The sequence below is a fragment of the Acuticoccus kandeliae genome (genome assembly GCF_003073115.1).
In genome coordinates this window covers 182474-201226 of the sequence record NZ_QBBV01000004.1, presented here as the reverse complement: position 1 = coordinate 201226, position 18753 = coordinate 182474, and the positions used below count along the sequence as shown (strand labels likewise).

Annotated in this window: 16 protein-coding genes and 1 tRNA gene; 13 read left to right on the top strand and 4 right to left on the bottom strand. The window is 67.1% G+C overall.

Annotated features, from left to right (window positions below; translation table 11 throughout):
• The first annotated feature begins 18 nt into the window (after nt 1–18).
• The 5 genes from DBV35_RS24225 (at nt 19) to nikE (ending at nt 6290) form a co-directional block, all read left to right on the top strand.
• Nucleotides 19–1200, top strand: a complete 1182-nt coding sequence (locus DBV35_RS24225; protein WP_108662974.1) for a porin — start codon at nt 19–21, stop codon at nt 1198–1200.
• A gap of 323 nt (nt 1201–1523) precedes the next feature.
• Nucleotides 1524–2999, top strand: a complete 1476-nt coding sequence (locus tag DBV35_RS24220) for an ABC transporter substrate-binding protein (RefSeq protein ID WP_108662973.1) — start codon at nt 1524–1526, stop codon at nt 2997–2999.
• Complete coding sequence (locus DBV35_RS24215) at nt 2996–3949, top strand: ABC transporter permease (RefSeq protein WP_108662972.1); 954 nt, start codon at nt 2996–2998, stop codon at nt 3947–3949. Before DBV35_RS24220 ends, DBV35_RS24215 begins: the two co-directional genes overlap by 4 nt.
• Nucleotides 3946–4761: an ABC transporter permease gene (locus DBV35_RS24210; RefSeq protein WP_108662971.1), complete on the top strand. Its 816-nt coding sequence runs from the start codon at nt 3946–3948 to the stop codon at nt 4759–4761. The genes DBV35_RS24215 and DBV35_RS24210 overlap by 4 nt, the downstream gene beginning before the upstream one ends.
• On the top strand, nt 4755–6290 hold the full coding sequence (gene nikE / locus DBV35_RS24205; protein ID WP_108662970.1) for a nickel ABC transporter ATP-binding protein NikE: 1536 nt from the start codon (nt 4755–4757) through the stop codon (nt 6288–6290). Before DBV35_RS24210 ends, nikE begins: the two co-directional genes overlap by 7 nt.
• Here nikE and DBV35_RS24200 read toward each other — a convergent pair.
• Nucleotides 6287–7594 carry a TAXI family TRAP transporter solute-binding subunit gene (locus DBV35_RS24200; RefSeq protein ID WP_157961951.1) on the bottom strand — a complete coding sequence of 436 codons (1308 nt, stop codon included), beginning with the start codon at nt 7592–7594 and terminating at the stop codon, nt 6287–6289. The two genes, nikE and DBV35_RS24200, sit on opposite strands and share 4 nt — an antisense overlap.
• 196 nt (nt 7595–7790) lie before the next feature.
• On the opposite strand from DBV35_RS24200, the gene DBV35_RS24195 reads away from it, so the two are divergent.
• The 7 genes from DBV35_RS24195 to DBV35_RS24165 all read left to right on the top strand — a co-directional run bounded on the left by DBV35_RS24195 (nt 7791) and on the right by DBV35_RS24165 (nt 14071).
• Nucleotides 7791–8111, top strand: coding sequence for a DUF2853 family protein (locus tag DBV35_RS24195; protein ID WP_108662968.1), 321 nt, complete (start codon nt 7791–7793; stop codon nt 8109–8111).
• A gap of 16 nt (nt 8112–8127) precedes the next feature.
• The gene (locus tag DBV35_RS24190; protein WP_108662967.1) at nt 8128–9054 is read left to right on the top strand and encodes a carbohydrate kinase family protein; all 927 of its coding nucleotides are present in this window, start codon (nt 8128–8130) and stop codon (nt 9052–9054) included.
• Nucleotides 9055–9132: 78 nt separating this feature from the next.
• Nucleotides 9133–10218 carry an NAD/NADP octopine/nopaline dehydrogenase family protein gene (locus DBV35_RS24185; protein ID WP_108662966.1) on the top strand — a complete coding sequence of 362 codons (1086 nt, stop codon included), beginning with the start codon at nt 9133–9135 and terminating at the stop codon, nt 10216–10218.
• A gap of 1 nt (nt 10219) precedes the next feature.
• On the top strand, nt 10220–11194 hold the full coding sequence (locus tag DBV35_RS24180; RefSeq protein WP_108662965.1) for a 3-hydroxybutyryl-CoA dehydrogenase: 975 nt from the start codon (nt 10220–10222) through the stop codon (nt 11192–11194).
• Nucleotides 11195–11237: 43 nt separating this feature from the next.
• Nucleotides 11238–12224, top strand: coding sequence for a TRAP transporter substrate-binding protein DctP (gene dctP / locus DBV35_RS24175; protein ID WP_108662964.1), 987 nt, complete (start codon nt 11238–11240; stop codon nt 12222–12224).
• Between the two features lie 21 nt (nt 12225–12245).
• Nucleotides 12246–12752: a TRAP transporter small permease gene (locus DBV35_RS24170; RefSeq protein WP_108662963.1), complete on the top strand. Its 507-nt coding sequence runs from the start codon at nt 12246–12248 to the stop codon at nt 12750–12752.
• Nucleotides 12753–12754: 2 nt separating this feature from the next.
• A complete protein-coding gene (locus DBV35_RS24165) occupies nt 12755–14071 on the top strand; it encodes a TRAP transporter large permease (protein WP_108662962.1) in 1317 nt (438 codons plus the stop codon).
• Between the two features lie 19 nt (nt 14072–14090).
• Here the strand turns inward: DBV35_RS24165 and DBV35_RS24160 are convergent, their stop codons facing one another.
• Nucleotides 14091–14894, bottom strand: coding sequence for an alpha/beta fold hydrolase (locus tag DBV35_RS24160; protein WP_108662961.1), 804 nt, complete (start codon nt 14892–14894; stop codon nt 14091–14093).
• Between the two features lie 99 nt (nt 14895–14993).
• Between DBV35_RS24160 and DBV35_RS24155 the strand changes: the two genes are divergently transcribed.
• Nucleotides 14994–15068: transfer RNA gene (locus tag DBV35_RS24155), tRNA-Gln, on the top strand.
• Between the two features lie 715 nt (nt 15069–15783).
• Here the strand turns inward: DBV35_RS24155 and DBV35_RS24150 are convergent.
• Together DBV35_RS24150 and DBV35_RS24145 are read right to left on the bottom strand one after the other, a co-directional pair.
• On the bottom strand, nt 15784–17862 hold the full coding sequence (locus tag DBV35_RS24150; RefSeq protein ID WP_157961950.1) for an AAA family ATPase: 2079 nt from the start codon (nt 17860–17862) through the stop codon (nt 15784–15786).
• Nucleotides 17863–18136: 274 nt separating this feature from the next.
• On the bottom strand, nt 18137–18373 hold the full coding sequence (locus DBV35_RS24145) for a hypothetical protein (protein WP_157961949.1): 237 nt from the start codon (nt 18371–18373) through the stop codon (nt 18137–18139).
• Nucleotides 18374–18753 lie beyond the last annotated feature (380 nt).

Sequence of the window (18753 nt, the reverse complement as noted above, 5' to 3'; positions counted from 1 at the left end):
CTCTTTGGAGATCGAGACATGAACATCAAGCGTCTTGTCCTCGGCACGGCTGCGGGTGCTCTCGCGGTGACCGGGGCGCAGGCGGCGGACCTTCCGGTCGTCGTCGAGCCTGTCGATTATGTGCGCATCTGCGACGCCTTCGGGACGGGCTTCTACTACATCCCGGGTACGGAAACCTGCCTTCGGGTCGCTGGCCGTATCCGCGCTGACTACAATGCCTTCTTCAACCTCGACGACGACGACTTCGACGTCCTGGGCGATGCTTACGGCGTTGATGGCGGCAACGGTTACCGGTTCCGCGCTCGTGCTTACATCTACATGGACAGCCGTACGAACACCGAGTTCGGCCTGCTCCGCACCTTCACTGAAGTCTACTTCACCAGCCAGTATGGTGGTAGCCTCAGCACGACCCTGAACCGCGCTTTCATCCAGTTCGGTGGCCTGACCTTCGGTCGTACGCAGTCCTTCTTTGACTTCCTGGACGCGTCCTACTCGGCGGCTCAGTTCTTCAACGCGAACCTCTCGGACGTCACGACCAACGTGTTGGCTTACACCTTCGCGTTCGGCAACGGCTTCTCCGCGTCGATCTCGCTCGAAGACTCGCTGTCCCGCCGCACGGACATCGGCTTCGGCATCTACCAGGGCTCGCGCATCCCGGACATCGTGGGTAACATCCGCGTCGACCAGGGTTGGGGTTCGGCTCAGTTGATGGCTGCTGGTCACTATGTCGAAGACATCGTGACGGGTGACGAAGAGTACGGCTTCGCTGTCGGCGGTGGCGTGAACGTCAACGTTCCGTTCGGCACGGGCACCCAGGTTGGTATCCAGGGCGGTTACGCTCACGGCGCTCTCCTCTACACCTCTGAGTCGCTTGTCGGCCCGGGCGTTGTGGACGCGATCGTGGACGGTGCTGGCAACCTCGAGCTCGCCAACTCCTTCAACGTGTCGGGTGGTTTCTCGACCTCCTTCACGCCGACCATCTCTCTGGCGATGCAGGCTGGTTACGCTTGGGTTGACCAGAAGGAAGTTGCTGGCGTCAGCTACGACTTCTCGAACCTCGACATCCAGGGCTTCCTTGGCTACTCGCCGGTCTCCGGCTTCGTCCTGGGCGTCGGCGCCGAGTTCAAGTATGTCGACACCGACGACTTCGGTTCGGGTTCGGCTCTCTCGACCTTCTTCCGCGCTCAGCGCACCTTCTAATCCGATCCTCTCTATCGGATGAGGGAAGCCCGGCGGTCCAACCGCCGGGCTTCTTCTTTTCAAGAAGCGCCATCCGAAAGGGTGGCGCTTTTTTCGTTTGTGACTCCAGAGGATGCGATTTCCGGCGATGCCCAAAGAAGGGGCAGGTGCTGGCCGCAGTGGCTCATTCACGCTAATGCAATATTTGTGCGGCGCACCCGAACGGGACGAGCCGCCGTGCACCGCCTGTTCGTTCGACCGAAGAGCAGAGTGTCCCGACGGCCGAACGGCCCATGCGGGTCTTCTCCTCGGCAAAGTCCCCCGATCACCGGTAAGAGCCCCCTATGGTCCGCATCCTTCTCACGCTTCTTCTCGCCTTCGCCGGCCTCACCGCCGCGCACGCCGAGCCGGTCGATCGACCGCTCGTGATCGGAATGGGGCTCGAGCCGCCGCATCTCGACCCGACCGCCGGCGCCGCCGCCGCGATCGACGAGGTGCTCTACGCCAATGTGTTCGAGGGGCTGACCCGAATCACCGAGGACGGCTCGGTCGTCCCGGCCCTCGCCACCGATTGGGACGTCACCGAGGACGGGCTCACCGTCGTCTTCCACCTGCGCGAAGGCGTGACCTTCCATGACGGCAAGCCGTTCGACGCGTCGGTCGCCAAGTTCACCCTCGACCGCGCCCGCGCGGAAGGGGCCGAGAACGCGCAGCCCCAGCTCTTCGCGGCGATCGAAAATGTCGAGGCGACGGATCCGACGACGCTCACCCTCACGCTGAAGCAGCCGGATGGCGATCTCGCCTATTCACTCGGCTGGGGCGACGCGGTCATGGTTCACCCCGACAGCGCCGAGGAAAACAAGCAGACCCCGATCGGCACCGGCCCCTTCCGGTTCGACCGTTGGCGCCGGGGCGACCGGATCGTTCTCACCCGCAACGACGATTATTGGGGGGAGGCGGTGAAGCTGCCGCGCGTCGAGTTCGCCTTCGTCTCCGACCCGACGGTCGCGCTCGCCTCGCTGCTCGCCGGTGACATCCAGGCCTATCCGAACTTCCCGGCTCCCGAATCGCTGCCGGTTCTGGAGGCCGACCCCCGCTTCACGGTCGCGATCGGCACGACCGAGGGTGAGACGATCATGGCGATCAACTCCGCCCGCGCGCCGTTCGACAATATCAATGTGCGCCGCGCCATCGCGCGCGCGATCGACCGCAAGGCCATCATCGACGGCGCGATGTACGGCACCGCGACCCCGATCGGCTCGCACTTCCCGCCGCACGACAAGGCCTATGTCGACCTGACCGCGGTCAACGCCTACGACCCGGAGAGCGCGCGGGCGCTGCTGAAGGAGGCGGGCGTCGAGAATCTCTCCGCGACGCTCACGCTGCCGCCGACCCAATATGCCCGCCGCTCGGGCGAGATCATCGCCGCGCAGCTGCGCGAAGTCGGCATCGACGTCTCGCTGGAGCCGGTCGAGTGGGCCGACTGGCTCTCCCGCGTCTTCCGCGGCAAGGACTACGATTTCAGCATCGTCGCCCACACCGAGCCCGCCGATATCGGCATCTACGCGCGGCCGGACTATTATTTCCACGTCGAGGACAAGCGCTTCAACGAGGTGATCGCCGAGCTCGCCGTCGAATCCGACCCCGACAAGCGCGTCACGCTCCTCCAGGAAGCACAGCGCCTGATCGCCGACGATGCCGTCAACGTCTTCCTCTTCCAGCTCGCGAAGATCGGGGTCTGGGACAAGCGCGTCCAGGGCATGTGGACGAGCTCGCCGATCCAGGCGAACGACGTGACGGGCGTTTCCTGGAGCGAATGAGCGCGCTCGGGCGCCTCGGCCAGCTCGTCACGACGCTGTTCGTGGCGAGCGTCCTGATCTTCGTGGCGATGCAGGTGCTGCCGGGCGACCCGGCCGAGGTGCTCCTCGGCATGAACGCCGACCCGGCCGCGATCGCTGCATTGCGCACCGAAATGGGGCTCGACCGGCCCCTCGTCGTCCAGTTCACCTCCTGGCTCGGCGGCGTGCTGACCGGCGATTTCGGCGTCAGCGCGACCTATGAGGTGCCGGTCTCCTCGCTGATCGTGGAGCGGGCGGTGGTCTCGGTGCCGCTTGCCCTCCTCGCCGTCACGATCTCGATCGGGCTCGCCCTGCCGGTCGGCATCTTCGCCGCCGTCCGGAGGGGGAGGGGAGCGGACCGGGCCGCGATGGGCGCCGCGCTCATCGGCCTTTCGGTCCCCAACATGTGGCTCGGCCTCATGCTGATCTACGTCTTCGCCGTCCTCCTCGGGGTCTCGCCCGCCGGCGGATTTCCCGGCTGGGAGGTCGGAATCGGCCGCGCGTTCGGCGCGCTCTGGATGCCGGCCGTCGCGCTCGCCTTGCCCCAGGCGGCGATCCTCACCCGCATCGTGCGCACCAGTGTCGTCGAGGCGATGGACGAGGATTATGTGGCGCTCGCCCGCGCGAAGGGCCGCTCGGTCGCGGGCGCCGTGATCCGCCACGCGCTGCCGAACGCCTGGGCGCCGATCCTCACGATCATCGGCCTCCAGTTCGGCTTCCTCGTCTCCGGCGCGGTGGTGATCGAGACCGTCTTCTCCCTTCCCGGCATCGGCCGGCTTCTCTTCCAGGCCGTCAGCCAGCGCGATCTCATGGTCGTCGCGGGGGTGGTCTTCGTCCTCGTCGCGGCCGTGGTGGTCATCAACTCGCTCTGCGACCTCCTCGCGGCCTGGCTGAATCCGCGCCAGCGCGCCGATTTGGGCGGCGGGTCATGAGGCTCACCCTCGCAGCGAGCGTCGCCTTCCTTCTCGGTGCGGCGGCGGTCGTCGCCATCTGGTGGACGCCCTATCCCGTCGACACGATCGAGATCAGCGCGCGGTTCGCCCCGCCCTCGCTCGCCCATCCGCTCGGCACCGACCAGTACGGGCGGGATCTTGTCTCAATGCTAATGGCGGGGGCCCGAACCTCGCTCGGCGTCGCGGCCGCCGCGATCGCGATCGGCGTTGCGATCGGGGCGCCGCTCGGCCTCCTCGCCGCCGCCTCGAATGGGCTCGCCGCCGCGCTCGTCATGCGCACGAGCGACATTATTTTCGCCTTCCCAGCGCTGATCGTCGCCGTGATCCTCACCACCTCGTTCGGCCCCGGCGCGATGAACGCGGTGGTCGCGATCGGCGTCTTCAACATCCCGGTCTTCGCCCGCCTCACCGCGTCGAGCGCGCGGCGGATCCTCTCGCTCGACTTCATCGACGCCGCCCGCCTCTCCGGCAAGGGCCCGGCGCGGATCGCGATCGAGCATGTCGCCCCCAACGTCGCGCCGATCGTCCTCACCCAGGCCGCGACCCAGTTCGCCGTCGCCGTGCTCGCCGAGGCGGGGCTCAGCTATGTGGGGCTCGGCGCGCAGCCGCCGGCCGTCTCCTGGGGGCGGATGCTGAACGAGGCGCAAACGCTGGTCGCGATCGCGCCGCAGCTCGCGATCTGGCCGGGCGTCGCGATCGCGCTCTCCGTCCTCACCGTCACGACGCTCGGCGAGGCGCTGCGCCGCCGCCTCGATCCGCGCGGGCAAGAGGGGCGCGCCGTCCCGTGCTGAGCGTGCGCGCGCTGACGGCGCACACCCCGCGCGGACCACTTCTCGCCGGCGTCGATTTCGACCTCGCGGCCGGCGAGCGGCTCGCCATTGTCGGCGCGTCTGGCTCCGGCAAGTCCCTGACGGCGCGGGCCCTTCTCGCCCTTCCGCCCGCCGGGATCGTCTATGGCGGCACTGTCGATTTCGACGGCAAGACGCTCCTCGAACTTCCCGAGCGCGACCTCACCGCGATCCGCGGCAAGGACATCGCGATGATCTTCCAGGAGCCCGCGACGGCGCTCAATCCGGTGAAGCGCATCGGCGACCAGATCGACGAGACGCTCCGCATCCACACCGATCTCGGCCGCCGCGCGCGCGCCGCGCGCGTTGCCGAAATGCTAGAGCGGACGGGTCTCGCGGCCGTCGGGGTGGGGCCGGAGCGCTTCCCGCACCAGCTCTCGGGCGGGCAGCGCCAGCGCGTCGCCGTCGCGATCGCGCTTGCCCTCTCGCCCCGCCTCGTCATCGCCGACGAGCCGACGAGCGCGCTCGATGCGGTTTCGGCCGCGCTCGTCCTCGATCTCCTCGTCCGCCTCACGGCGGAGGAGAATGCCGGCCTCGTCCTCATCACCCACGATCTCGCCGTCGCACGGCGCGCGGCGCGGATCGCGGTGATGGAGGCCGGCCGCATCGTGGAGGACGGTCCGTCCGAGCGCGTGCTCCGCGCCCCCGAAAGCGCGGCGGCGAAGGCGCTCGTCGCGAACACGGTCGTCGCCCTGCGCCCGCACGCCCCGCCGCCGGCGGGTGCACCGCCGGTGCTCGCGGCCGAGAGGGTCGGCGTCGCGCGCGGCGGGCGGCCGATCGTGCGCGAGGCCTCGCTCTCGGTCGCGGCCGGGGAGCGGCTCGCCCTCGTCGGCGGTTCCGGCTCGGGCAAGACCACGCTGATGCGCGCCATTCTCGGCCTCCTGCCGCACACCGGCACCGTCGCGGTGCATGGCCGCGCCATCGATCCGGCCGACCCGCACCCGCTCCGCGCCTGCGCGCAGATGGTTTTCCAGGACCCGGCGACGAGCTTCAACCCGCGCCATTCGGTGCGCCGGATCGTGACCGAACCGCTCTACGGGCGGCGCCTCTCGCGCCGGGAGAAGACCGCGCGCGCGGCCGCAGCGCTCGAAAAGGTCGGCCTCGGGGCCGATTCGCTCCGCAAGAAGCCGCACGCCTTCTCGGGTGGGCAGCGCCAGCGGATCGCGATCGCCCGCGCCCTCGTCGCCGAGCCGGAGCTTCTCATCGCGGACGAGGCGGTCTCCGCGCTCGACGCCGCGATCAAGGCCGACATCGTCCGCCTCCTCGATCAGCTCACCCGCGAGGAGGGGATCGCGCTCGTCTTCATCGCGCACGATCTCGGCCTCGTGCGTCGCCTCGCCGACCGCATCGCGGTAATGGCGGACGGGACGATCGTGGAGGAGGGGCCGGTGGCCGCGATCTTCGACGCGCCGCAACATCCGGCGACGCGGGCGCTCGTCGCCGAGGCGGAGGCCGTCCCCGACGGAGCCTAGGCCGCCGCGTTCGAGCCCGGCCGCTGGTCCGACCCCTTCGCGACGAGCTGCTTGTGGTTCAGCGTCGAGGCCGCGACCTGCCAGGCGAAGGAGAAGGAGAGGAGTGACTTCTCCTCGATCCGGTCATTGTCGAGGTCGACGATCACCTTCTCGAAGATCTCGAAGAGATGCCGGCGGATCGCCTCGATCTCCTGATGGGTCGAGGCGTTTTCGAGCTGGGCGAGGATGTCGACGATCTCGAGATTGTAGTGGTCCGCGCGATTCTTGCGCGCGTTCGAGAGCCAGATCCGCGCCTGCCAGAGGGCCGAGAGGAGGAGGGCGAGGGCGGTCACGCCAAGCGCCATCGGCTCGGCATATTCCACGATGAAGAGCGGATCGTCCTGCCGGTAGTAGAGCTCCGCGCCCGGATGGATGCCGAAGGCGAGGCGGTCCTGATCGGTCGGCGCGCTGATGAAGGCGGCCTGCGGCAGGAGGCGGACCATCGCCTGGCGGTTCTCGAAGAGGCCGCGCGTCAGCACCTCGACCGTGGTGTTCGACACGTCCCGCCGCACCGCCAGCAGGCTCTGCACGGTGACGATCGAGATGGGCTGGGCGGGCACCGGCCGCTCGCCCGAATAGGCGCCGACGGGGACGACGCTCGCGCTCAGCGCCGGGTCGAACATCGCCATCGCCTCGGCCTGCTCGATCGGGATGAGCTGCGTCGGCGTCGACTTGATGATGCTCTCCATCGTGCCGTTGCCCAGCGCAATGACCATGAAGAAGGCGTCGATCGCGCCGGTGCGGATCGCCTCGGCCTGGGTCTTGAGGTCGCCGTGGACGATCGTCACCTCGTCCGCCTGGATCTCGTAGTGGCGCAGGAGGCGTTCGAAGAGGGCGTTCGACCCCGCCCCCTCGGGCAGGAGGCCGACCTTGTGGCCGCGCAATTCGTTGACGCTGGTGATCCCTGAATCGATCCGCGCGATGAGGTGGAAGGCCTCCGGGAAGAGGCGCGCGACGATCAACGTGTTCGGCGTGACCGCGGTGTCGCTCTGGATGAGGGCGAGCTCGGCCGTCCGGTCGCTGAGGCGGGACGCGTTCTGGCTCGCGCCGGCGGAGGTCAGCGTCTCGATGTTGAGCGGGTCGCCGCCGCCGACCGTCTTGATGAGCGCCGAGGCGAAGGCGTCATAGGTGCCGCCCGGCGTGCCGGCGCTGATGCGCAGCGGCGAGTTGTCGAGGGATTCCATCTGCCAGATCGCGACGCCGGTGGCGACGATGATGAGGATCGCGGCGATGGTGGCGATAAGCACCTGGCGGGCGGTCGACATTTCGGCTCCGATTCGCGGGATGCCCAGGCCGATCGCGCCCGCACACCCGTGTTCGTCCTCGATCCGGACACGCAAACTTCCGGGATCAAACCCGACAGTCGCATTTTCGTTACGTTCGACGGTAGTCTATTTTCTGGGCATGTGTGATGTGCCTCGTTCGATCGCTGCACAAAAAAGGAAAACGGAGGGAACGACGATGACGACGGACTATTCAGAAGACGTCAAAAAATACGCCAAGCATTGTGACGAAGCTTGCGTGGCGGGAATCGTGCGCCATCTCGGCATTGCGCTGCGCTCGCGCGATGCGTCGATGGTCTCCTGCTCCGACGAGTCTGAAAGAAACCGCGTGAGGGACAGTTTTCTGCGCAAGAAGCTTGGCCGCACGGAGGCGGATGCTTCCCTCGACGAGGCGATCCTGGAAGTGTGCCAGGCCATGAAAGACACGCGGCAGAAGCATCGCGTGACCTTCTATTATCTCCTGGCCGAGAAGTTCGGCCAGCTCGACATGTTCAAGTGATCCCGGATCGATCGTCATGACCATCCTCGTCTGCGGTGAAGCGCTTTACGACGTGTTCGTGGGGGAGGAGACGGCGGGCGGCTTCGCGCTCGATGCGCGCATCGGCGGCTCCGCCTTCAATGTGGCGATCGGCCTTGCCCGCCTCGACATGCCGGTGGGCCTCCTCACCGGCATGTCGACCGACGCGCTCGGCGACAAGCTCGTGCGCGCGCTGGAGGGGGAGGGGGTCGCGACGCGGTTCCTGACGCGGCCCGACGCACCGACGACCCTCGCCCTCGTCGCGCTCGATGCGGCGGGCGCCGCTCACTACCAGTTCTATGGCGAGGGGGCGGCCGACCGGCAGGTGACGGCCGCGGACCTTCCCGCCATCGAGGGGCTCGACGCGCTCGTCTTCGGCTGCTTCTCGATGATGACGCGGCCGACCGGGGACAGCTTCCTAACCCTCGCGCGCCGTGCCGCGGGCGGGCCGCTCGTGGTCCTCGACCCCAATGTGCGCCCGACCGTGGAGCCCGACATGGGGCTGTGGCGCAACCGCGTCGAGGCGTTCGCCGAGCATGCCGACCTCATCAAGGCGAGCAGCGACGACATGGCGGCGCTCTACACCGAGCCCGTCGCCGACGTCGCCGCGCACTGGCTGGGGCTCGGCGTGCGGATGGTGGTGATCACCGAGGGCGGGCGCGGGGCGCGCGCGTTCCTGCCGTCCGGCGCGTTCGAGGTGGCGGCCGAGGCGGTCGACCTCGTTGACACGGTGGGGGCGGGGGACAGCTTCCTCGCCGCGCTCCTCACCGCGCTGTCCGACGACGGGCGGATCAACCGCACCGCGCTGGGCGCGATATCGGCGGAGGCGGCGGGTCGCGCGATGGCCTTCGCGAGCCGCGCCGCCGCGATCACCTGCAGCCGGCGTGGGGCCGATCTCCCCCGCCGCGCCGACCTCGGCGTGTAAGGGGTCCGCGGCCCGGTTGACGGGAGCGGCCCGGTCGGCACCAATGCCCATGCGATCGAGCGAGACGGCGTGGGGCGGATGGACGTAGCGGTTTTGGGCGGCGGCAACGGGGCGTATGCCGCGGCGGTGGACATCACCTTGCGCGGCGCGCGCGTGCGCTATTGGCGGCGGGACCGAGAGGCGCTCGGCCCTGTCCGGGACGCCGGCGGCATCATCCTGAAGGACTATGAGGGCGAGCGCCTCGTCCCGATCGCGGCCGTCGAGAGCGATCTCGGCGCGGCGGTGCGCGGGGCCGACCTCATCGTCTCGCCGTCCCCTGCCTTCGCGCAGGCCGATCTCGCCCGCGCGCTCGCACCGCACCTGTCGGACGGGCAGGTCATCTTCCTGCCGCCCGGCACCTTCGGCAGCGTCCTCATGGTGCGTGTCCTGCGCGAGGCGGGCTGCACCGCCGATATCGCGATCGCCGAAACGGGCACCTTGCCCTGGCTCTGCCGCAAGCATGGGCCGGCGAAGATCGCGATCACCACGCGGGCGACGCGCCTGCCGACCGGCGTCTTCCCGAAGCGTCTCGAGGCGCACGCCTTCGCGCGCCTCGATGCGGCCTTTCCCGGCGCGATCGAGCCGATCGAGGACGCGCTGTCGGCCGCGCTGATGAACGCCGGGCCGATCATCCACCCGCCGCTCATCATCATGAATGCCGGGCCGATCGAGCATTTCCCGCACTGGGACATTCACAATGAAGGCACGCAGCCCGCGATCCGCCGCGTGACTGACGCGCTCGACGCGGAGCGCGTCGCCGTGCGCGAGGCGCTCGGCTATGGCGCGCCGCACTTCCCCCTCGCCGACCACTACAGCGCCGACGGGGACGAGTGGATGTACGGCAACCTCGCCCACGAGAAGCTGACGGACAGCGGCGACTGGCGCGAGCGCCTGGTGCTGACCTCCCACCGCTATATGCGCGAGGACGTGGCGCTCGGCCTCTCCTTCATCGTGTCGATGGGGGCGTTCGTCGGCGTCGAGACGCCGGTCGCGGCGGGGCTCCTCGCCATCGGATCGGCGATCTGCGGGGAGGATTTCCGCGTCACCGGGCGTCCGCTGTCGGCGGTCCTGCCGGACATCGCCTCGCGCGACGCGCTCGCCGCCCTTCTGACCGAGGGGTTCTGAGATGGCGGCCCCCATCGCCGCCATCGGCGCGGGCCGCATGGGGCGCGGCATCGCCCACGTCTTCGCCTATGCCGGCCACCCCGTGCGCCTGCTCGACGCCAAGGCGCGGTCGGCGGAGGCGTTCGAGGCGCTGAAGGCGGACGCGCTCGGCGAGATCCGGGCGAGCCTTGCGATGCTCGCCGAGCTCGGCCTCTTCGAGGCGGAGGCGATCGCGCGGATCATGGCGCGCATCGAGGTTCTACCCCGCGCGGAGGCGGAAGGCGCCGTCGGCGACGCCGCCGTCCTCTTCGAGGGCGTGCCCGAGACGCTCGAGGCGAAGGCGGAGGCGTTCGCGCTCATCGACCCGTTCGTCGCGCCGGACGCGATCGTCACCTCCACGACCTCGACCATCCTCGTCGACGATCTCGCCCCGCTGACGCGGCACGCGAAGCGCTTCCTCAATGCCCACTGGCTGAACCCCGCCTATCTTGTCCCCCTCGTGGAGCTCAGCCCATCGGCGGCGACCGAGGAGGCGGCGACGGCCGCGCTCGAGGCGCTGCTGACCGATGTCGGCAAGGTCCCGGTCCGGCTGAAGGCCTCGCCCGGCTACATCGTGCCGCGCGTGCAGATGCTCGCGATGAACGAGGCGGCGCGCATGGTGGAGGAGGGCGTCGCGACGCCGGAGGATATCGACAAGGCGCTGATCTACGGCCTCGGATTCCGTTTCGCCGTGCTCGGCCACCTCGAATTCATCGACTGGGGCGGCAACGACATCCTCTATTATGCGAGCCGCTACATGGAGAAGGCGACGGGTGAACCCCGGTTCGCCGCGCCCGACATCGTGAACCGCATGATGGAAGAGGGGCGCAACGGCCTCAAGGACGGGGCCGGCTTCTTCGACTATCGCGACCGCGACATCGCGGCCTACCGGAAGGCGCGCCTCGGCGCGATGCTTGCACAATTGCGCCTGACGGGACTTGCGAAGCCCCCGCGGTGACGGGACGATCGCCGCAACGAGACCAGAATCTGGAGGGACGTGGATGCGCATTCCGATGAAGTCGACCGTGCTGGCGATCGCTGCCGGCGTGGCCCTGTCCGGCCCCGTTTCGGCCGAAGAGGTGCTCCGGGCGGTCACCGCCTTTCCGGCGCCCGTGGAGTTCGCGAAGAGCTTCCTGCGCTTCGTCGACAAGGTGAACGCCATGGGTGAGGGCGTTGTCCGCATCCAATATATGGGCGGGCCGGAAGTCATCCCGCCGCCGCAGCAGGCGCAGGCCGTGCGCCGCGGCGTGGTCGATATGCAATACGGCCCCGGCACCTACTATCTCGGCGACGTGCCGGAGGTGGACGCCTGGGTCGGGTCGACCGTGACCGCCATGGAGGCGCGCGAGAATGGCGGCCTCGAGGCGATGCGCGAGGTCTACAAGGAGAAGCTCGGCGCCTATCTCCTCGGCCATGTCGACACCGGCATCACCTTCCACATCTACCTCACCGAAGAGCCGAAGATGACCGCCGATGGCGGCGTCGACCTCACGGGCGTGAAGCTGCGCAGCCAGCCGATCTATCGCGAGTTCTTCGATTCGCTGGGCGCGACCAGCGTCTCGGTTCCCGTGCCGGAGGTCTACACGGCGCTGGAGCGCGGCGTCGTCGACGGCATCGGCTGGCCGCTCGTCGGCATCCAGGATCTCTCCTGGGACAAGTTCCTGAAGGTCCGGATCGATCCGCCCTTCTTCCAGACCGACCTCGTCATCATTCTCAACGAGGAGAAGTGGGAGGGGCTGTCGGACGAGGCGAAGGCGATCCTCACGAAGGCCGCCGCGGAGTACGAACAGGAATCCTACGACTACTACCAGGCGAACATCGTCGAGACCGACAAGGCCGTGCGGGACGCGGGCATGGAAGTGGTGACGCTGGAGGGCGCGGCCGCGCAGGCCTGGCTCGATTCCGCGTTCGAGACCGCCTGGGCGCGCCTCAAGGCGAGCGGCAGCCCCCAATATGACGCGCTCCGCGCCGCCTACTACAACCGTTGAGGCGGGTCGCGATCCCTCGTGATGCGGGCTCTCCTTCGCGCCTATGAATGGCTCATCGTCGCGCTCGCCGTTCTCGGCGGCGCGATCCTTCTCGGCGCGACGGTGCTCATCATCGTCGACGTCGTCGCGCGCAACACGGCCCTTCCGCCGGTGCGCGCGGCGAGCGCTCTCGTCGAATATGCGATGCTGGCGGCGACGGCGTTCGGCGCGCCCTGGCTCGTGCGGCGCGGCGGGCATGTGGCGATCGACAGCTTCGTCGTCCGCCTCCCGGCCGGTGCGCGCTTCATGGTGAGCCGCGCGACGCTCGCCCTCCCCCTCGCGATCGCCGCCTTCCTCGCCTGGCGCGCGGGCGTCATTGCGGTCGAGGCGGCGATGCGCGGCGCGGTCGACATCCGCTCGATCGACCTGCCGGGCTGGCTCGCCCCGGCGCTGCTAGCGCTCGCGCTCGGGCTCTGCGCCACCGAGTTCCTGCGCCTCCTCGTCCTGCGCCGGGAGCTGCCGCGCTCGGCCCACGGGTCCGGCGCATGATGATGGAATGGTGGGAGGCGGCGGGCCTCCTCGTCGGCGGCATCCTTGTCCTGATGGCGCTCGGCCTGCCGGTCGCCTTCGCCTTTCTCGGCATCAACATTGTCGGCGTCGTCGTCTTCATGGGCGGGATGGCCGGGGTGGACCAGCTCGTCGACAATGCGAGCGGGGCGCTCACCACCTTCACGCTGGTGCCGGTCCCGCTCTTCATGATCATGGGCGAGCTCTTCTTCCACACCGGGCTCGCGATGCGCGTCTTCGATGCGCTCGACAAATGTCTCGGCGCGGTGCCGGGCCGCCTCTCCTACATGACGGTCGGCGGCGGCACCCTGTTCGCGACCCTCTCCGGCTCGTCGATGGCGAACACGGCGATGCTCGGCTCGCTGATGGTCCCGGAGATGACGCGCCGGGGCTACAAGAAGCACATGATCATGGGGCCGATCCTGTCGACCGGCGGCCTCGCCATGATCATCCCGCCCTCGACGCTCGCCGTCCTCCTCGGCTCGCTCGCGCGCCTTGATGTCGGCGCGCTCCTCATCGCCGGGCTCGTCCCCGGCATCATCCTCGCCGCCTTCTATATCGCGGTGATCCGCATCCAGATCGCGCGCGACCCGGACGCCGCGCCCGGCTACGCGGCCGAGCGCGCGAGCGCGGGGGAGATGGCGCGCGCGCTCCTCGTCAACGTCGCGCCGATGGGGCTCGTGGTGTTCGCCGTCATCGGGCTCATCCTCCTCGGCTGGGCGACGCCGACCGAGAGCGCGGCCTTCGGCGTTCTCGCCGTGGTGATCCTCGCCGGGCTCTATCGCTGCCTCACCCTCGAGGCGATCGTGAAGGCGCTGACCGGCTCGCTCGCCGTGACGGCGATGATGTTCATGATCATCCTCGGCTCGTCGACCTTCAGCCAGGTCCTCGCCTTCTCCGGCGCGACCTCCGGCCTCCTCGGCTTCGCGATGGGCTTCGACGTCAGCCCCTACATGATGCTCCTCGCGATGCTTCTGATCCTGATCGTGCTCGGCATGTTCATGGACCAGCTCTCGATGATGATGCTGACGCTGCCGGTCTTCATCCCGCTCGTTGGCTCGCTGGGGTTCGACCCGATCTGGTTCGGCGTCATCATGCTTCTGGCGCTGGAATTGAGCCTCGCGACGCCGCCCTTCGGGATGCTCCTCTTCGTGATGATGGGGGTGGGCCCGCCGGGGACGACGCTCGGCGAGGTCGCCCGCGCCGCAGCCCCCTACATCGCCTGCACCTTCATCCTGATCGCGCTCCTGACGGCCTTCCCCGGCATCGCCCTCTTCCTGCCGCGCCTCGCGGGGGGATAGCGGGGACGGGGCTCCCGCTTCAGGCGGGAACGCCGTTTAGGAACTCGAGCACCACGCGGTTGAACGCCTCGGGCTGCTCGATGTTCGACAGGTGGCCGGCGTCGGGGATGATCGCGAACTGCGCGCCGGCGATGCGCGCGGCGATCTCGGCGGCGAGCGTCGGCGGGGTCACGCGGTCGAGCGCGCCGACGAGGACGAGCGTCGGCACGGCGACGGTGTCGACCAGCGGGTCGAGGTCCTCCTCGGTGGTCGCCCGGATCGCCTCGATATAGGGCTTGGCGCGCAGCCGCTCCATCGAGGCGATGAGCTTGGCGAGCGCCTCGGTGTGGGCCTCGTCGCCGATGAGGGTGCGGGCGAGGCGTGGGGCGATGTCGGCCGTGGTCTTGCCCGCAAGCAACGGCTCGGCGCGCTTCGACACGAACTTCTGCCGGTCCTCGTGGGACATGTGGCGGAAGCCGAGATGGGTGTCGCACAGGGTGAGCGAGGCGACGCGCTCGGGCGCATTCGCGCAATAGGAGAGGGCGATGCGCGCCCCCATCGAGAGGCCGACGAGGTGGGCCTTCTCGGCCCCGAAATGGTCGATGACGCGGGCGAGATCCTTGCGGAAATCGCTGAAGGCAAGGGGGGCGGGCGGATCCTCGCTCGCCCCATAGCCGCGCGCGTCCCAGGCGACGGCGTGGAAGTGGGGGGCGAAGGCGGGCAGATTGTCGTGCCAGTTGGCCTTGTTGCCGCCGACCCCGTGGAGGAAGACGACGAGCGGGCCGCGCCCCATCTCATCGACCGAAAGGGCGGGCTCGCCCCCGATGGTCGTCGTTGTCCACATGGTCGCGTCCTCCCACCCGGCCGGGTCGCGCGAAGCCGCGCCCGCACCGCGCGCGCACGGTTGCCGTCTCGCCCCGAAGCGTTTAGATCACCCGTGCATTGGGGCGTAGCCAAGCGGTAAGGCAGCGGTTTTTGGTACCGCCATGCGCTGGTTCGAATCCAGCCGCCCCAGCCATTTGCCTCAAGTCTAATTAAATCAACTGCTTATCGCTTTTCGGACGAGCCCGACATTAGCAGTTCGCTTTAGCAATTTCGTTAGCGGGCGTCGCTGAAATACACGTGACGAAGGCGGTGGAGGCACCAGAGAGGCTCCGACGCTTCGGGATTCCAAGGCGGCTAGAATCGCTGACGGGTGGCTCTCACCCTTCAATGTTGCTCCGGATTGCCTTGGGCTCCTCTGTCTGTGCTTCCTTCTCCATGCTTCATTGCGATGTGTCTTACCGAGAACGATCGAGTGTTGTTCATGGAGCTGCGATTGGTTTCATCGACAAAGCGCTGGTCGGACATCCGCCTCAGGTTTTCCATCAACCCCTCGTCGGGAGAGGCGAGCCATGACGCTTAGGGCCACCTGAGGGGGAGCCGGTGAACGCTCAATTTCACTCAACGGCTTTCGTTGCCCAATAAACGACAAGCCGGAAAGCGGGCGTGGAATCGACCGCGCTGGTGCCTTCTCGGTGGCGATGGAATTCGAGGAAGAGGGAGACGAGGTGTTGGTAGTGGTGCGGAGTTGTTGGGAAAAATAGGAAATCAGGTCCCTAGCCACTCGCCGCTACCGACACCACCACCTCGCCCCCTATATAACACCAAGGTGGTGTTTATATGGGGCTCGACTGCGCCGGTGTCTCCGGGATGGTGTCGGTAGCATCAAGCGTTTGTGGTGCGCGCCGAACTCATGCAGTCGCCGCCTCTACGTCATTGGTGTTGTCGTTCTGGTGCGGCCGCTGACAAACTTTGCGCGCCCGCCCATTCTTCTGCTCGTCTACCACCACGACATGCCTGGCGGCGATCATGGCGCTCAGTTTCTCCCTGACGGCTCGCTTGCCAACCGGCGTGGTGATGTCGGCGCCAAGGTGCTGAGCGAGGACATGCCCGATCCAATCTCGCGCTTGCGCATTCTCTGCCCGATGCCCGGTCCGCTCTACGTCAGCCCAGACCGCGCCCATGTCTAGGTCCACGGCGCCCAGGTCCGGTGGCCCCTCCACTTTAAAGGGCGTCAGGACGCCGACCGGCAGGTCACCGTTGCCAAGGTCAACCTCGCCGAACGCGTACCATTCAGCCGCCTGGGTGCGCCTGCCGTAGTTAGCTTTGACGTTGTCGCATCGCAGATAGCCGAAGTGGTTGGCAAGCCCGTAGTCGGTCGCCGTCCGCTCGCTCATGGGATTGAGCGCATGGGCCGCCCGGACGCCATCGGCGAGCGCCTTCGCCCCGCGCGCTGATTCGACGTTGGCCTCATCTCCCCGGAGCTTCGAGGTGTGGTGCACAAGCCAGACGGCGCAATTGGCCTCATCAGCAATCCGATTCCATTCGGTCACCACCACGTCGATCGCGCCGTTGTCATTCTCGCCAACAGCGTGTGACTTCACGAAGGGATCGACGATCAGCACGTCGATCCTCTGGCGCTTCAGCGACGCAATGAGTGCGTCCGTCGCCGGCGCGTCCACCTCCACCTCGCCGTGCTTACCTTGCCTGACAATGCGGATGTTGGTGCGCTGCCCGGTCGTAACGAAGAGGTTCCCCGCGACAGCATCATCGCCATGCAGGCCGTAGTGCAGCGCGGCGGCGTGTAAGCGGCGATCGAGCGTTCCGCGGTCTTCCTCAAGCGACCAGAAGCGAACGCGCTGGGGGCGGTCAAAGACGTGATCGTGCAGAAGGTTATGCCCTGACGCGAGTGCGAGCCCTGAGGCGACGGTGAAGAACGTCTTACCGACGCCGCCGGGTGCCAGTAGCAGGCTCGCCTTGCCCCGAAGCAACTTGTCGCCATAGAGCCAGGGCGTGAGGGGTAGAGTCCTCGGGTCGCGCCAACTGTACGGCTCTTCGTCCAGGGGGGCGACGGCAAGCTCGGGCACCTCGGTGCTGACGTCCTTCGTCGCACTCGCCTGGATCTCAGCCAGTGCCGCGCGCACCGCGTCGACGGTTGCGCGCTCTTGCTCTTCCTGCCCCTCGTGCCAGGTCCACCCGGCGTCTTTCGCCCTGCCTAGGAGGGTCCCGATCGTCACAGGGCTGGAGTGATTGCGCTTCTTCGCAGCGGATCCCCAGATCCGTTCGCAGGCCCCGGGTTCGAATGACCGCCCAGCGCTCGACCATCTCTCGAAGGCGTCGAAACCATCATCATCGCCGCCAAAGTTTTCGTGGATCGCGAAGCCGATGTCGCGCCACTCGGGGTAAGGCATGTCGGGGTCAAGGTACCGAAGGGCGGATTCCACCTGCGCTCTGGTGACCGGCTTATACTCGCGGTCACCCCTAGGCCGCCGCACCGGCTCAGGCCCGCGCCATTTCGCGAGCTGGCGGTGGATGATTTCCATTGTCCGGGGCGCCGGGCCGAAAACGTCGGTCATTCCCTTGCGTGGTGGGACGAAAGTGTTTCGGAAGTATCGGCCGGAGCTGTAGATCTCGATCGCCTGGCGTTTGGTGCCGCCGGGCGTCTCGGGATTGGCAACGGTGACGGTCTCGTGACTGCCGAGGGCATAGATGTGCAGCCCAGTGCCTGAGCTGGACAGCTCTATTACAGTCTCGTTGAGGTCGAGTATCTCGTCCACCCAATCGGGCACCTCAATCACCTTACAGCCGCCCTCGTCGGACCATGTTGCGACACCATCGAGATCGATCCCGAAGATGTTGTCCTCCTGGCGGAAGACGAAGCCGACACCGTCGAGACCGTCATACGCGTTGATGCGGCCGAGAACCTCGCGCCGGGTGCCCCAGGTCGAGGGGTCGGTGGTAGATGCCGGTTTGCCGGTGTGCGGGTTCATCGGCACCTTACCGCGACACGCAACCCAAACGGGCAAATTTTCGAGGGTCGTAAACGTAATCGGATGTTGAAGCACGTTAGAAATACTTTCGGTAAGAAGCTTTGATGAAATAGAATTAGTCACTTGAGTCTCCCTTTTCGGTGCTTGTTGCGCATTTCATTGGTAAAATTCGGCTCACTATGTGAATATATATTTTCAGATATACAATTGAAAAATTTCTTAGTTCTACGATATTCGGCGGCATCGGAGGCGGAGAGAGCCATTTCAACTTCACTCAGGCCGCCAGTGCCATTGCGTCTTCGTCTGAGTCATCAGGCTCGGCGACAAAGACGCCGCCCAGCCAGACGATCGCCTCGCTCGCAAACTCCTCCACGGCGATGCTCATCTCGCCCTCCATCTCCGGCGAGGCCGTGAGCCCCAAAGCTTCAAGACGCTCGGCAGTCACGCGCCGGAAATCGTCGGCGAGGGCAAGGGTTGCAGCTTGGAACGCTAAATCGGAAAGGTTAGTCATTATCATCCTTCAATCGATCGGAATTGATCGCGGCGTATATCTGGCCATTTTGAAGATATGGGTCAAGTGATATTTTCCATGATCAAAGGATAAATTGGATGACTATCTCGATAGTCATAGTAAATCCATAGAAATCTATAATTTATACTATTCAAGTACAACTCAATGGGTCACGGCGTTACGGCCTTCCCAAGGCAGCCCCGCAAAATCTGGTTCCAAGACAAGTTTCGCCACGGCACCAGCAAAATCAGGAGCGTGAGCGTCATCACGCTATTGAGCGCCAAGGCGCTCCAGGTCGCGGCCACTAGCCGGGCGACGTCGTCGTTCAGAAAATCGAGCGCCAGGGCTCACTGCTGCCGCACGGGTAGGCAGCAGCCAAG